The sequence below is a fragment of the Arthrobacter sp. M4 genome (assembly GCF_020251205.1).
Lineage (GTDB): Bacteria > Actinomycetota > Actinomycetes > Actinomycetales > Micrococcaceae > Arthrobacter.
In genome coordinates this window covers 150,424-164,556 of the sequence record NZ_JAIWYX010000002.1, presented here as the reverse complement: position 1 = coordinate 164,556, position 14,133 = coordinate 150,424, and the positions used below count along the sequence as shown (strand labels likewise).

Sequence of the window (14,133 nt, the reverse complement as noted above, 5' to 3'; positions counted from 1 at the left end):
GTGGCCGTTAAGATTCGCCTCAAGCGCTTCGGTAAGATGCGCGCACCGTACTACCGTATCGTCGTTGCCGACGCTCGCACCAAGCGCGATGGCCGGGCTATCGAGGAGATCGGTAAGTACCACCCCACCGAGGAGCCCTCATACATCGAGGTCAACTCCGAGCGTGCACAGTACTGGCTGTCCGTCGGCGCGCAGCCGTCGGAGCAGGTTGCCGCGATCCTCAAGATCACCGGTGACTGGCAGAAGTTCAAGGGCCTGCCGGGTCAGGAAGGCACCCTGAAGACCAAGGTTGCCAAGGAAGCCTTCGTGGCTCCGGAGAAGGCCACGGTTATCATCCCGGAGGCCATCACCAAGAAGGCCAAGCCGGCTGAGGCTTCTGAGGAAGCTGCAGAAGCAGAGACCACCGAGGCTGAGTAAATTGCTGGCAGAAGCGCTCGAACACCTGGTCCGCGGCATTGTTGACCTCCCGGAGGAAGTCAAGGTCAGTGCCAAGAACGGCCGTCGGGGGGAAACCCTCGAGGTACGCGTCCACCAGGACGATCTTGGACGGGTGATCGGACGCCAGGGACGCACGGCGCGTGCGCTTCGCACCGTGGTTGCCGCCTTGGCCGGTGGCGATCAGGTAAGGGTCGACGTCGTCGACACCGACCGCCGCCGGTAGCGCGCCCAGCTGGTCCCGCCCAGAAATTACCGGCTCTCCCGGCCCCTCCACCTAGCGGTGGAGGGGCCGGACTGCTTTGACCAGCACAACCGTCCGACACAGCCGGCGCACCCGCCGGAAACAGGATCCAGAACAGAGGAACCATGAAGCTCCAGGTGGCACGAATCGGCAAGCCCCACGGTATTCGCGGAGAAGTCACAGTTGAGGTGCTCACTGACGCTCCGGAGGAACGTTTCGTGGCCGGCACGGAATACGTAGTGGACCCGGCTTCCGCAGGTCCACTGACTCTTCGGACGGCGCGATGGAACAAAGGCATCCTCCTGCTGGGATTCGAGGAAGTGGCCGATCGCAATCATGCCGAGCGTCTCCGCGGCGTCAAACTGATGGTCGAAACCGGGGACTTTGAGGAAGATGATGACGATGAGGGCTGGTACGAGCATGAGCTCGTGGGCCTTGAGGTCCGCGTCGGCGGAAAAATCGTAGGCAAGGTCGTCGCGCTGAACACAATGCCGGCGCAGGATTTGCTCATTGTAGAGAGTGCCGATGGACGGGAAATCCTGGTGCCCTTCGTGGAAGCGATCGTCCCCGAGGTCAACACTGAAAAAGGCTACGTCCTGCTGGAGCCTCCGGCAGGTCTCTTCGAACTGAACACGGAAGAAGCGGGTTCCGATGAGGGCGCGCCGGTATCCGAAGAGGGTGCGCCGGCATCCGAAGAGGGCGCGGGCGCAGACCCAGGGGAGTCCGGTCGATGAGGATCGACGTTGTCAGCATCTTTCCGGAATACCTGGCACCGCTGGAGCTCTCCCTTATAGGCAAGGCCCGGCAGGACGGACTGCTGGACCTCGCAGTCCACGACCTCCGCGGCTTCACCAGCGACAGGCACCGTACAGTCGATGACACGCCGTACGGCGGCGGGGCGGGCATGGTCATGAAGGCGGAGCCGTGGGCCTTGGCGCTGGAATCCATTGCGGGCGAAGGCACGGCTGCCAAGCCGGTGCTCATTGTTCCGTCCCCTGCCGGCGAGAGGTTTACGCAGGCCATAGCGCACCAGTTGGCCGAAGAAGAGCAACTCGTCTTTGCCTGCGGGCGCTACGAGGGGATCGATGAGCGCGTCATCGACTGGGCGAGGGAGCACTTCAGGGTCCGGCCGATGAGCCTTGGCGATTATGTCCTCAACGGCGGAGAAGTCGCGGTGCTCGCAATGGTTGAGGCCGTAGGCAGGCTCCTCCCGGGAGTCGTGGGGAATCCCGAATCGCTCGTGGAGGAATCGCACTCAGACGGCCTTCTGGAGTATCCGGTGTATACCAAGCCCTCTGAATGGCGGGGGCGGGAGGTTCCTCCTGTGCTTTTGAGCGGCAACCACGGCAAGATCGCGCAGTGGCGTCGGCACGAACAGTTCCGCCGGACGGCGGACAGGAGGCCGGACCTCCTATCCGATTTCGATGCCTCCAACCTCCCACGCGCGGACCGCGAGGTTTTCGCCGAACTGGGATACGACGTCGTTGATGGGCGCCTCATGAGGCGCGAAGGCGGCACTTAATTGGCTGAGCCTGCGCGGTTGTGGCAAAATTAGTCCTTGTGTCAACTGGGTCCGCCCTGCCACAGGGGGAGCGAGGCCAACAGTGTGACCACCGGTTCCGCCGACAGGCGGCGAGGGCCGGCTACTTCATTTTCGGCGGCAATTCCCCGACCCGGCTTTGAAGCCGCGGGCTTGGTCGCCGTGACCCAAAGTGGATGACCTGTGGCGTCCATCAGGAGTGGATCAATGCATATCCTCGATAGCGTAGATGCAGCTTCGCTGCGCAACGATGTTCCCGAGTTCCGCCCGGGTGACACCATCAAGGTGCACGTGAACATCGTTGAAGGCAAGAACACCCGTGTTCAGGTCTTCCAGGGCTTCGTCGTAGGCCGCCAGGGTTCCGGCGTCCGCGAGACCTTCACAGTCCGCAAGGTTTCCTTCGGCGTTGGTGTGGAGCGTACCTTCCCCGTGCACTCCCCGATCATTGAAAAGATCGAGGTTGTAACCAAGGGTGACGTCCGCCGCGCCAAGCTTTACTACATGCGTAACCTCCGCGGCAAGGCTGCGAAGATCAAGGAAAAGCGCGACTACACGGCTTCGGCTGCCAAGTAGGCACCGGCCAATACTTGGGTCCGCTGCTGTTCCGGCTTCCGCCGGTGCAGCCGTACCCGCCTGGGATTCAAACCATGGACAACACAAAACGCCAGCCCCGGAAACAGGGCTGGCGTTTTGTGTTGCTGGCAGTTGCCCTTGCGGTGGCTATCAGCGGTCTTGTCAGGTCTTTATGGATTGACGTGTACTTCATCCCCTCCGAATCCATGGAACCGCTGCTGGGTCCCGGAGACAGGATCCTGGTTTCGCGTACGGACTTCTCCGTCAACCCGGTCCATCGCGGTGATGTGGTGGTTTTCGACGGTCGGGGTACATTTGCACCGCTCAACAGTGGCAAGGGACCGCTGGCCGATACCGCGCAAGCTGTGGGGCACTGGCTAGGAATCACAGGCAGTGATACGACGTACGTTAAGCGGGTAATTGGCATTCCCGGGGACCACGTGGAGTGCTGCGGTGCGGACGGCAAACTCACAGTAAACGGTCAGGGGCTTGAGGAACCCTATCTATATCCGGGAGACCGGCCCAGTGACCAGAACTTCAACGTTGTGGTTCCGCAAGGCAGGCTCTGGCTCATGGGAGACCATCGCTCGCGATCGGCAGACTCACGAGGCCTGCTGGGCGCGCCCGGTGGGGGTATGGTCCCCATAGAGCGTGTTATCGGCAGGCCGATACAGATCGTATGGCCGCTTGATAGATTTGCGGAAGTTCCGCGCCCGGCCCCGGCCGGAACAACGACGACGAACGGACAGTAGATGCCGGACAACACACCCGGGGGAGCCGAGAGGCGGAACGAGGCCGTCCCGATGGCGCCGGACACCGTCGCCGAGCCCCGGTCCATGACCCCGCAGGATTCCGGAATTCCATCGGCAGGTCCGGTGGGAGCCGCCACACCGTCAGCGGGCGACGGCGTGATGTCCCGACGACGGCTGCGCGCCACTTCCGGCGATGTCCCTAATACATCCCGCGGCGACACACAGGATCCGGTCATCGGCGCTGTGGAGCACGGCGAAGATAAGGGGCCCGATGGATCCCAGGAAGCCGAAGACCACGACGAAGTGGGCGGACGCCGCAAGAAGCGCAAAGCCGGCAACCCTGTGCTCCTTTGGCTCAAGGAAATCGGTACGGTGGTCGGAATCGCGATTGTGCTTTCCTTCCTGATCAAGACGTTTCTTTTCCGGGCTTTCTTTATTCCGTCGGAGTCCATGGTGGGCACCCTTGATGTGAACGACCGCATCTTCATCAATTTGCTGGTTCCGAGGCCTTTTGAACTTCAGCGCGGCGACGTTGTGGTGTTCAAGGACATGCAGGGATGGTTGCCCGCCACTGAGAAGGAGCAGCCGGGCCCGTTCAAATGGTTCCAAGACAGCCTCATCTTTGTGGGACTGCTTCCCGATGGGACAGAGCAGCACGTCGTCAAGCGTGTCATTGGACTGCCCGGTGACCACGTTGTTTGCTGTGATGCTCAGGGCCGGGTGAGTGTCAACGGAAAGCCGCTGGACGAGGCCTATATCAATCCGGCCGAGAAACCGATACCCGAGCTCTTTGATGTGGTTGTGCCTGAGGGCAAGATCTGGGTCATGGGGGACAACCGGAACCATTCCAGTGACTCGCGCAAACACCTTGAAGTGAACGGCGGCTTCATCAACCTTTCAGACGTCGAGGGCAAGGCAACGGTCATAGCCTGGCCGGTCAACCGTTGGCATGTTCTGGATAATTACCCGGGCGTCTTTGCAGGGGTTCCTGCCCCTGCTTCTGCAGGACGGTGAACCATGGCAGCCCCCGCCCGCACAAAGATCGAAGCTGCGGCGCCCACCCTGGACGTCGAGCGAGGCTTCCTGACGCCTGGAATCACCCTTCTGGCGGGCGTGGACGAAGTCGGCCGCGGTGCCCTGGCGGGTCCCGTGAGTGTTGGCATCGCTGTGATCGACTTGAACCACCTGCGCCTGTTGGCCGACGTCCGCGACAGCAAGCTGCTCAAACCGGATGACCGTGAAAGGTTGGAGCCGCTGGTCAGGGAATGGGCCGTGGCCTCCGCTGTAGGACACGCGAGTGCAGGCGAGATCGACAGGATCGGGATCATGGCGGCGCTGCGACTTGCCGGTAACCGGGCCTGGCACGAGATTGTCAGTGGTGGCGTGGTGCCGGACATCGTTTTGCTTGACGGAAACCACAACTGGCTGTCCCCGGAGGCACAGCCTTCACTCTTTGACGACGCTCCATCTGGCCCTGGCTGCCTAGCTCCCGTCCACACCCTGATTAAGGCTGATATGTCATGCCTGAGCGTCGCCGCGGCGAGTGTACTGGCCAAGGTCGCCAGGGACCGACGGATGGTCGAACTGCATGCCGAATATCCCACCTATGGCTGGAACGAGAACAAAGGTTACGCCACTCCCGCCCACCGGGAGGCCTTGCGTGCAGCCGGCGCCACGCCGCAACACAGGACCAGCTGGAACATTCTGTGACCCTGTGGGCGTCCCCCTAGGGGAGGGGCGTCCGTCCGAGGCGCGGTCTTCGTCATGGATGGTGCAAGATGGAGCTATGAGCGCCGAGGATCTTGAGAACTATGAAACTGACATGGAACTGCAGCTCTATCGCGAATACCGCGACGTGGTAAGCCTGTTCAGCTATGTCGTAGAGACCGAGCGCCGCTTTTACCTGGCCAACCACGTCGATCTCCAAGCACGCAGTGCCGACGGCGAGGTCTATTTTGACCTGACCTTGCAGGACGCCTGGGTCTGGGATGTCTACCGCTCGGCCCGGTTCGTAAAGAACGTCCGTGTCATCACGTTCAAAGACGTGAACGTGGAGGAGTTGCCGCGCAACGAGGAACTGGCTCTCCCGAAGGACGCTGGTTTGGGAGATCTGGGCGACTTGGGCAACTGATGCCCTAGCGGTTCTCCTCGGCGCGAGCCTTCCGCGCTGGCCCTGAGCGGCGCCTGGCGTGGAGCGTGCCGCCTGGGTTAAGACGCTCCGGCCTGCCGTGCCCGAGTTTCCCACATAGACGGCGTTGTGCACATACAGCTTTTTGCGGCTGGGCGTCGCTTCCTTTCCACCTGCAGTCTGGATGCGGAGGTGGAGATGAAAGCAAAGGACGTGCTCGGACGGCGCGGAGAAGATGTTGCGGCCGAGTATCTGGAAACCCAGGGCATGCAGGTAGTGGACCGAAACTGGCGATGTGCCGAGGGCGAAATAGACATTGTGGCGCTCGACCGCGACATCTTGGTGGTCACGGAAGTCAAGACTCGGCGCAACCTCAACTTTGGACATCCCTTTGAGGCCGTGGACGCCGCAAAACTGATTCGGCTGCACCGCCTCATGGCGACATGGTGCCGGGACCATGATTTTGCACCGCGCGTCCGTCGCGTGGACGTTGTGGCGGTAGTGGACGACGGCGATGCGGAACCGTGCGTGGAACACCTACGGGGTGTGGGCTGATGGGTATTGGACGCAGCCACTCGGTGGCCCTGCTGGGGCTCAACGGCCACATAGTCGAAGTCGAAGCTGATATCGGGCAAACCCTCCCAAACTTCGTGATCCTGGGTCTGCCGGACGCGGCGCTGAACGAGGCCAAGGAGCGCATTCGCTCGGCGGCGCAGAACTCAGGAATTCCGCTGAGCCGTCGAAAGATCACCGCGAACCTCATCCCCGCGTCACTGCCCAAGCGCGGATCCGGTTTTGACGTGGCGATTACCATGGCGGTCCTGGCGGCGGCCGGCGATGTCAGGCCCACCGGTGACACAGTTTTCATTGCCGAGCTTGGGTTGGATGGCAGGCTCCGCCCCGTGCGGGGAATACTGCCCGCCGTTATGGCGGCTGTCAGGGCTGGATATCCCGAAATTGTGGTGGCGGAGTCCAATGCCGCGGAAGCAAAGCTGGTGCCGGGAGCATCGGTGCGGGGCTACAAGACCCTTGCACGGCTCGCATTCGATTTTGGAGCCGATCCCCAGGAACTGGCCCTGGACTACGACCCGCAGGAAACCAGTCCAGGGGACGCCGCCAATGCAAGTGAGCCACCGGCTCCTGACCTGTACGACGTGGCGGGCCAGGAGGAGGCACGTCGGGCCCTGGAAGTTGCAGCCGCCGGGGGCCACCATATCCTTCTGACCGGACCGCCGGGTGTATGCACTTAAACGTGCATGTGGTGTAAAACGTCGATAGGCTCATCCCGACCCTCGACTCCGAGTGGAACTCATGGAGATACGCGGCGAGTTATACGATGTTCACTTGGGGGTGATATGAGATGGCGATCGACGTCCTCTTGGATGGCGAGGCCGTCCCGATTGACGAGGCCGTGTTCAGGGTGCTGCTCGACAATTCTGTGGCGGGAACCTACAAAGGCTATGAGAATGCGCTGGATTCGCGCCGAATCAAGTTTTCTGAGCTCGTGTGGCTCGCGGACAAAGGCGACATCCCATACTCCCTGTTCTTCGCTCCGTTTGCGCTCGTGCAGCACCAGGTGAAGAAGAAGACCGAGAAGTTGCTCGCGGGACTGAGTAGAGACACATTCTCGATAGGGTCACGCTCCAAGGTGGAGTTGCGGGACATCGAACTGATCGTCAAGGACCTGATCAGAAAGCAGCAGCTCGTTCGGAAGCACGATAAGTCGCTCCAGCGGAACAAAATTGTAGGCGTGCTCCGTGACGACGGGTCATCGATCGAAGCGGACGCAGCACGGCTTATGGCGGCCATAGGTCTTTCTCACGAGGCAGTCCGTACTTGCAAAAACAAGGAGAAGGCACTCGATCTCATGATCGACCGTCTCGAAGCCAACCAAGTCTTGGTATCGCGAAGTGTCCAGCACTACATGCCGCAGCGCCTGACGCACGTCAAGTTCAGCGGTATGGCGATCCGAGACAACAAGGTCCCGTTTATTTTTCTGGCGGGAGGAGATCATGGGGACGACCAGGAGCCTGCCGGTCGGACGATCTTTACCCTTGCACTGCTGACGGTGCTGGTAGCCCGAAGGAAATTTGCTCCAATGACGTGGGACGGTGGCAGCGCCCACACGGATCCCGGGCGGGAGTACGATATCGCGGGTGCAATGCTGATGCCTCGCGAGCGGTTTAAGGCGATTGGACCTACGTCGCTCGACGACATGAGGATGGCATCGAACGAATTCAAGGTCACTACGAGCGCCGTAGCGGTGCGCGCGATGAGGCTGGGAATGATCAATGCCGAGACCACGGGCAACTACCTTGCACAGTTGCGGGAGGAGTTTCAGAGCCTCCCCAAGGGCGGTCCTCGAAGTCAGATTCTCCCTGAGAACGCAGTTCGCAAGTACAACGGGAGAGAACTCAGTCGGCGGATGCTGCACGCGCTCGATAGCCAGAGCATCTCACCAGGAGAATTCTGCCGTGCAGTTTGTTTGAACCACCTCAAGCCATCTCAGATCGGCGACCTCAGGCGGGCTCTAGGATGAGCGATTTCGGACGGCGGTACGTCGTCGACACGAACGCTCTCAGTCAGCTTGGGAGGCAGCGACGATCGAGCGAGTATTTTCTGGAGAGTGCCGTCATACCAGAGGCTGTACTGCGCGAGGCCAATGGTTTTCCAGACATCCAATCTCTGCGCGACAACGTCCATCCGACGACGCCAAGGGTGCTTCAACTGCTGGTCGAAGTCATGGCCACAGTGCCGGACACTGACACGCGGTTGGTCAACCTCTATGCCAACCTGGGCAACGCCGACCCGCTGGTAATCGCATGCGCCCTGGAGGGCCAAGAGCACGACAGACAGTACCTCATAGCCCCGGATTGGTTCGTCGTCTCTGGTGACGAGGCCGTCCGCGACAAGGCGGAGGAGTTCGGACTGAACGTGCTCAGCAACTCTCAATTCGCAGCGCTCATCGACGGGGCTGGGCCCGAACAGGAAGGGCCTCGCGGCGCTGGGTGACGGACTGCTCTCTTAGCGACTTCAGGGGCAACTTCGGCCAAGAATTCGCCCATCGTTCCCCGCAGTGACGGAAAAAGAAGGCCCACCGATGGGGGACCGGCAGGCCTTCAGTCGCCACGGTACAGCAGCGCGCATGGAACATCGACTGGACTAAGAGGTCAAACGAACGAGTTCCAAGTTGTCGTTCTTCTCTTGTCGGGGGACATGGACCGGGGGGTCGTTTCCGGCGTTGGAAACGCCGCCCGCTGCACGGGAATAACGCGTCTGTTCGGCTGCTGCTATCCGCTTGGCCATGGGGCTGGGCGCTCGGTCGCAGTGTCCCGGACGCGTTGAGGAGACATTGATACTCTGGGCAGAGGGGAAAGGGGGAACAGAAATGGGTCTTAGAACTCTTTTTCAACGAAAAGCCGCAACCGCGGCACCCATAAGTCCAGTCGTGGCCGCAGAACCTGGCCCGAGCGCGCCCATGTCACCCGAGCTCCAAGCGGAACTGCGGGAAGCGTGGGCAGAGCTAACTGAGGCCGCCAAAGCATCGAAAGTTAAAAACTTCCACGCCTGTACACGCACGGCCCGGCACTGGACCGAGGACCCGGCGGCAGTAAGGGCCATAGCGGCCACACTCCGTGAATTCCCGAATACAGATGCCTAGTGACCTACGGGCCGTTCGCCCGAGGTCATCACAGCTCGCCGGAAGGCCGGCGGTACGAGATTTCCACTAAGATCCTGGGGCAAGTTTGCAAGGTCTGGACGCCGCCGTGGGCGAGGATTGATCCGTGCAAAGCACATCCGCGGTTTAACCGCCGTGATCTACAAGCAGATTGGGTCCGTGTCGATGCTCCACCCTGTGTCCTCATGAAGAAGATGAGGCTCCGGTACGCCGGAGTGTGTCGGCTGTGCGGTGCATCTCTTCCGGCCGGGACGGAAGCGATCTACGAGAGCGAGACGAAGAGCGTCCGATGCTTGGAGTGTGCCACCGAGACTCTGGAAACAAACCTCCACCTGGAACGAGCTGGTGATAACCCGTTGTCCACTGAGTCCGGAATCGCTGGCTCGTCAGCCCGACGCGAGTATGAGCGTCGCAAAGCGAAAGACGAGGAAAAGCTCCGCGAGAAGTGGGGTCCATTCGGCGGCATCGCAGTCGCCGTCTCTGACGAACGCCAAAGCACCAAGGCCTGGGATCGAGGCGCGATTGGCGAGGAACGCCTCGGCGCTCGGCTGGATGCCCTGGCCGCCGATGGCCTGGCCGTCCTTCACGACCGACGCATCCCCGGATCGAAGGCCAACATCGACCACATTGCCATCACTTCCAGTGGAATCTGGGTCATCGACGCTAAACGGTACAAGGGACGGCCTGAACTGCAGATCGAGGGTGGCATCCTTCGCCCACGCGTGGAGAAGCTCCTCGTCGGCCGACGTGATTGCACGAAGCTCGTCGATGGGGTGCTCAAACAGGTCGACGTCGTGCGGAACCACGTCGGGGATGTTCCGGTCACCGGGGCGCTGTGCTTTGTTGAAGCCGACTGGCCCTTGATCGGAGGCGCATTCTCGATCCATGGCGTTCATGTACTCTGGCCGAAACGGCTGGCCAAAGTGCTTGTAGAAGAGCCAGCCGGCGACGTTGATGTGGCGGCTATGAGTGAGTCGGTAGCCTCGCGATTCAAGCCTGCTTGAGATCGGGTGCCAACGTTCCGGTCCGCTCGAAACCACACTGAGGGATAGCTTGCGGGAACGAAGTCAGGTATCGATCAGTAGTGAATTTGCAGTCCGGCCGCCTGCCGAGGCTCCCATAATGAAGCATCGGCCCCCTCGACGTCGCGACAGTTCGGGAAGCCCGGGCCAGCCGCCGTTTCGAAGCGTTTCGCGAGGTCCGTCAGATTCTGGACCGCGGGCAGGATGCCCGCTAGGTCGGGTACATGTGCAGCCATTTATCCATGCCCTCCAGGAAGCCATCTGACTTCGGATACGGCAGAGCCAAGCCGCTAGTTGCGCTTTTCGGCCGGCCGGTACCTGTCACCAAAGGCGACCAAGGAGCTCTGGAGCAGCGTCATGCAGCCCAGTATGTCCACTGGCCGGGAACGGGTTTCTGCCGGCAGTGGGCTGACCATCCAGGCGGCGAACACGTTATGAGGAATCTTCAGGCTCATCGCCTGGTCAAAGAGGCGCAGCACAGGTTCGTGGAAGAGCCCATCTTTGAGCTGGAAGCCCGGGCAGAAGGTTCCCTCGCCGATGAATACCCGAACTGCCCGGCGCATGGCCTCCGGGTCGCCGAGGGATTGGAAATGCGTCTCCAAGTCTGCCGCTGTCGGCAGGGAGAATTCTTCGCGGATGCTGTTCCAGATATGCTCCGGGACAGCCGGCCAAAACCGCTCAGCCTTCGCATTCGACGCAGTAGGCATGGCCGTCCTTCTCGCGGGCCTTCTGCGAACGGTGACGGACCAGGAAGCAGGACCAGCAGGTGAACTCGTCGTCAGCCTGCGGAATGACCTGGACGACCAGCTCTTCGGCAATGAACTCCCCGCCAGGGGTCAGGCCGTCCAGGGCGTCAGCCTCGTCGAGCTCCTGAACCACGGATTTCGCATCCGGGGCTTTGGCGGACTTCAGGGCCTCCAGGGAGTTTTCCTGGGATTCCTTGACGTCGGTGCGCAGTTCATCGTAATCGGTTGCCACGGAGGTGCATCTCTTCTCTGTTGATGGGGATTACCGATCCTGCAACGTACAGGACATGGGAAGAATTCCATAAAAGAGCGGCTGCATGGGCGCGCAATCAGAACCTCAGGGAACCTGGCATTGCCGACGGTCAGTGGGGCACCTGGTATTTCAATATCAGGAAGTGACACCTAGTCTGGGACAGAGCCGATGGCCGCGACATTTGCGGAACCAACCACCGGACTCGTGCTTCTTATAACTCTGGTCTTTGGGGGAACCTTGAGTGATCCGGAATACCCGCAGCAGCAACAGCCGCGCGTCTTCGATACTTCGTTCAATTACATGACCGACACCCCTCCAGGGACTGACCCGGACAGTGGCAGTCCGAATCTCCGGGCGGACCACGAGCTGCTGTGGACCAAGGAGCTGCGACCCGGCGTCGTCTTCGAACCGACCGCGCCGCCGAAGCGTGGGGACGGCTACCTCATCTTCACGGACCCCTCCGAGGCGAGGCATTGGTACGGCAGTGACGCCATCACGAACTCCTACACCGGCCGGGCACGTACGAGGTCTCTGGCGAACGCCATCGCCTCGCTGAACGAGGACGAGCGGTCCCGCTACCTGAATCCTCCGTACACCATCGGCAGCGCGATGATCTGGCCCGTCAGGAAGAAAGACCGGCCCACGATGAACCAGGCCCGGGGGTTCAGGTCGCTCATCGCCGACCGGATGGATCTGACCCTGGAGTGCATCCGGCGTCATTACGCAGGAGAACCGGAGAGCCCTCTGGCCGATGTCATCAACGCGTACGCGGACTTCTTTGCGCTCTTCGACGGGTTCAAGGAGTTTGTGGAGTTCTTCCACTTTCAAGACCTCGTGACACCCGACTACGAAGAGGTTCGGTTCTACCTGCCCTTCGACAACTTCAAGCGTTCCGGGATGCCGGCCACAAAAGACGAGTACGTAACGTACCGGGAGGCCACGCTGGAGTTCATCTCGGCACGGAACCGTCGGATGGCCGCCTGGGTCATGGAGAACCACCCCGGGATTGAGGTTCGCCATACAGACTGACTGCCCAGCGACGTCGCAGGGTCAGTCAGGGTCATCGTTCGCGCATTGAAGCCATAGGGGGATTCATGGAACTACCGGCCATCCTGAAAGAAGAGAACGTCGAAGCCGCAGCCGAACTGCTCCGGCGCTACTACCTTGAACCGTCCAGAAAGACGGGGCTGCTCAGTACCGGCAGTTACTTTGATGAATGGGCGAACCGCGGCGACAACCCGCAGGTGAGGGACAGGATCACCGACAGCGACGCTGTCGCCGTGTCCATGCTCAGCGTCAAAGTGCCGGCCCAGGCCATCATCGGACTGCAGGAGGAGCTGTTGGCGGGAAAAATACAGGGTCTCCTGGCTGATATACCCACGGACGTGAAGATGAGCGACCTCACGGTCGCGGAAGCAGAAGCCACTCTCGGGGAGGTCAGCCCCTCATGGCTGCTCTGGCAGGAGCTGAGACGCACACCCAAAACGCGCTGGGATGTCGGGGCCACCACAGCCAGCAAGATCATGGCGAGGAAGCGACCGCATCTCATCCCCATCTGGGACAAAGTAATTGGGGCAGTCGTGGGCAAAGACACCTCTGAAGGCCAATGGCTGAATTGGCACAACCTCTTCGTGGAAGACCCCGACCTTGCTGGCCGGTTGGCCCGTATCCACAAGCTTTCTACGGTCCAGACATCCATCTCTGAACTGCGCATCATGGACGCCATCCTGTGGCGCTACGGCAAGGATCACGGCATCAAGGGCGGGCGAGCCGGCAAACTCGGAATCGCCGGCTGAAGCACAGCGAAGCCACGACAAACGTGGTCGAATCCCGCAACCGCCCGCGCCAGCTTCACAGCCGGCCGATGTCGCTCGATGAAGGAATAGCTACGAGTTCGAAGCTTCGTTTGAGTACGGAAACGAGCCCCCGACGCGACCGGACAATGCAGTCAGCTCTGCCTCGGTCTCCCTGAACCGGATCACTTGAGGGCCTAATGTGTTGACCCCCTCCGGTCCCTTCACCACGAGGGTTCGCGCTATGGTCCTGCCCAGTTGATCCAGTTCCTGGTTGAGTCGCCGCAACTCTGCCTGGTCAAATTTGGAGCGCTTCATCGCTTCAGGGTCCCTGTCGCATTGCGTGCAGCGTCCCCTCGGGCCCACATCAGCCATCATGGTTACGTAGATTCCTCTTTGGCCCGCCCGCCACTGACCATCCATGATCGAGCACCACTGAGTGTGGAACAGTTTCCCGGTTCGCGTGACGTACACCTGTCCGGCACCGGCCACAGGTGACCCGTCGTCACGGTGGCTTTGCGGCTCAACGCGAACGAGCGGACGTTCCTTCGCCCGGTGCTCGGCGTTCGCTTCTTCTTTGAGTCGCAGCCTCTCTGCCCGTTTCTCCGCCCGCTCCAATTTGGAGCGCTTCTTCGCTTCAGGGTCCTGGTCGCATTGCGGGCAACGTCCCCGCAGGCCCACATCCGCAATCATGGTCACGTAGATGCCTCCATTGACGGCCCGCCAGTGACCATCCATGATCGAGCACCATTGAGTGTGGAAAAGCTTGCCCGACCGGGTCACATACGCCTGACCTTCACCTGCGATGGGCGACCCGTCCTCGCGGTGGCTTTGCGGCTCAACACGGACGAGGGGACGTTTCTTTTGCGCCCCGTGGTCGGCTTTCGCTTCTTCGTGTGTGGTGCTCACAACCCGTTCCTTCTCCCAAGACCTCTGCCATATCCTTCCATGATGTGGAGGTCCGCCTC

The 14,133-nt window shown here is 61.1% G+C and carries 18 protein-coding genes and 1 pseudogene; 16 read left to right on the top strand and 3 right to left on the bottom strand.

What is annotated here, in order from left to right; translation table 11 throughout:
• The 14 genes and pseudogenes from rpsP (at nucleotide 1) to LD110_RS04345 (ending at nucleotide 10,355) form a co-directional block, all read left to right on the top strand.
• A complete protein-coding gene (gene rpsP / locus LD110_RS04410) occupies nucleotides 1-417 on the top strand; it encodes a 30S ribosomal protein S16 (RefSeq protein WP_225496662.1) in 417 nt (138 codons plus the stop codon).
• Nucleotide 418: 1 nt separating this feature from the next.
• Nucleotides 419-661 carry an RNA-binding protein gene (locus LD110_RS04405; protein WP_225496661.1) on the top strand — a complete coding sequence of 81 codons (243 nt, stop codon included), beginning with the start codon at nucleotides 419-421 and terminating at the stop codon, nucleotides 659-661.
• 143 nt (nucleotides 662-804) lie between these two features.
• Nucleotides 805-1,413, top strand: coding sequence for a ribosome maturation factor RimM (gene rimM, locus LD110_RS04400; protein WP_225496660.1), 609 nt, complete (start codon nucleotides 805-807; stop codon nucleotides 1,411-1,413).
• A complete protein-coding gene (gene trmD, locus LD110_RS04395; RefSeq protein WP_225496659.1) occupies nucleotides 1,410-2,201 on the top strand; it encodes a tRNA (guanosine(37)-N1)-methyltransferase TrmD in 792 nt (263 codons plus the stop codon). Before rimM ends, trmD begins: the two co-directional genes overlap by 4 nt.
• Nucleotides 2,202-2,426: 225 nt before the next feature.
• Complete coding sequence (gene rplS / locus LD110_RS04390; protein WP_225496658.1) at nucleotides 2,427-2,792, top strand: 50S ribosomal protein L19; 366 nt, start codon at nucleotides 2,427-2,429, stop codon at nucleotides 2,790-2,792.
• 74 nt (nucleotides 2,793-2,866) lie between these two features.
• Entirely contained in the window at nucleotides 2,867-3,544 is a 678-nt protein-coding gene (lepB, locus tag LD110_RS04385; RefSeq protein ID WP_225496657.1) for a signal peptidase I, read from the top strand.
• Nucleotides 3,545-4,558 carry a signal peptidase I gene (gene lepB, locus LD110_RS04380; RefSeq protein ID WP_225496656.1) on the top strand — a complete coding sequence of 338 codons (1,014 nt, stop codon included), beginning with the start codon at nucleotides 3,545-3,547 and terminating at the stop codon, nucleotides 4,556-4,558.
• A 3-nt stretch (nucleotides 4,559-4,561) separates the two neighbouring features.
• Nucleotides 4,562-5,254 carry a ribonuclease HII gene (locus tag LD110_RS04375; protein WP_225496655.1) on the top strand — a complete coding sequence of 231 codons (693 nt, stop codon included), beginning with the start codon at nucleotides 4,562-4,564 and terminating at the stop codon, nucleotides 5,252-5,254.
• Nucleotides 5,255-5,330: 76 nt separating this feature from the next.
• The gene (locus LD110_RS04370; RefSeq protein ID WP_225496654.1) at nucleotides 5,331-5,675 is read left to right on the top strand and encodes a DUF2469 domain-containing protein; all 345 of its coding nucleotides are present in this window, start codon (nucleotides 5,331-5,333) and stop codon (nucleotides 5,673-5,675) included.
• 195 nt (nucleotides 5,676-5,870) lie between these two features.
• Complete coding sequence (locus LD110_RS04365) at nucleotides 5,871-6,227, top strand: YraN family protein (protein ID WP_225496653.1); 357 nt, start codon at nucleotides 5,871-5,873, stop codon at nucleotides 6,225-6,227.
• Nucleotides 6,227-6,910: pseudogene (locus LD110_RS04360) on the top strand (magnesium chelatase domain-containing protein); the annotation flags it as partial. The gene LD110_RS04365 and the pseudogene LD110_RS04360, both read left to right, overlap by 1 nt.
• A 122-nt stretch (nucleotides 6,911-7,032) precedes the next feature.
• Nucleotides 7,033-8,211: an ImmA/IrrE family metallo-endopeptidase gene (locus tag LD110_RS04355; RefSeq protein ID WP_225496651.1), complete on the top strand. Its 1,179-nt coding sequence runs from the start codon at nucleotides 7,033-7,035 to the stop codon at nucleotides 8,209-8,211.
• Entirely contained in the window at nucleotides 8,208-8,684 is a 477-nt protein-coding gene (locus LD110_RS04350; protein ID WP_225496650.1) for a hypothetical protein, read from the top strand. Before LD110_RS04355 ends, LD110_RS04350 begins: the two co-directional genes overlap by 4 nt.
• A gap of 852 nt (nucleotides 8,685-9,536) precedes the next feature.
• A complete protein-coding gene (locus tag LD110_RS04345) occupies nucleotides 9,537-10,355 on the top strand; it encodes a nuclease-related domain-containing protein (RefSeq protein WP_225496649.1) in 819 nt (272 codons plus the stop codon).
• Nucleotides 10,356-10,663: 308 nt separating this feature from the next.
• On the opposite strand, the gene LD110_RS04340 is transcribed toward LD110_RS04345, so the two are convergent.
• Together LD110_RS04340 and LD110_RS04335 are read right to left on the bottom strand one after the other, a co-directional pair.
• On the bottom strand, nucleotides 10,664-11,080 hold the full coding sequence (locus LD110_RS04340) for a hypothetical protein (RefSeq protein ID WP_225496648.1): 417 nt from the start codon (nucleotides 11,078-11,080) through the stop codon (nucleotides 10,664-10,666).
• On the bottom strand, nucleotides 11,052-11,351 hold the full coding sequence (locus LD110_RS04335; RefSeq protein ID WP_133830806.1) for a DUF4193 domain-containing protein: 300 nt from the start codon (nucleotides 11,349-11,351) through the stop codon (nucleotides 11,052-11,054). The genes LD110_RS04340 and LD110_RS04335 overlap by 29 nt, the downstream gene beginning before the upstream one ends.
• 189 nt (nucleotides 11,352-11,540) lie before the next feature.
• Here LD110_RS04335 and LD110_RS04330 point away from each other — a divergent pair, with 189 nt between their 5' ends.
• Nucleotides 11,541-12,401: a hypothetical protein gene (locus tag LD110_RS04330; protein ID WP_225496647.1), complete on the top strand. Its 861-nt coding sequence runs from the start codon at nucleotides 11,541-11,543 to the stop codon at nucleotides 12,399-12,401.
• A 65-nt stretch (nucleotides 12,402-12,466) separates the two neighbouring features.
• A complete protein-coding gene (locus LD110_RS04325) occupies nucleotides 12,467-13,168 on the top strand; it encodes a DUF6308 family protein (RefSeq protein ID WP_225496646.1) in 702 nt (233 codons plus the stop codon).
• A gap of 90 nt (nucleotides 13,169-13,258) precedes the next feature.
• Here the strand turns inward: LD110_RS04325 and LD110_RS04320 are convergent, their stop codons facing one another.
• Entirely contained in the window at nucleotides 13,259-14,074 is an 816-nt protein-coding gene (locus tag LD110_RS04320) for a hypothetical protein (protein ID WP_225496645.1), read from the bottom strand.
• Nucleotides 14,075-14,133: the final 59 nt, after the last annotated feature.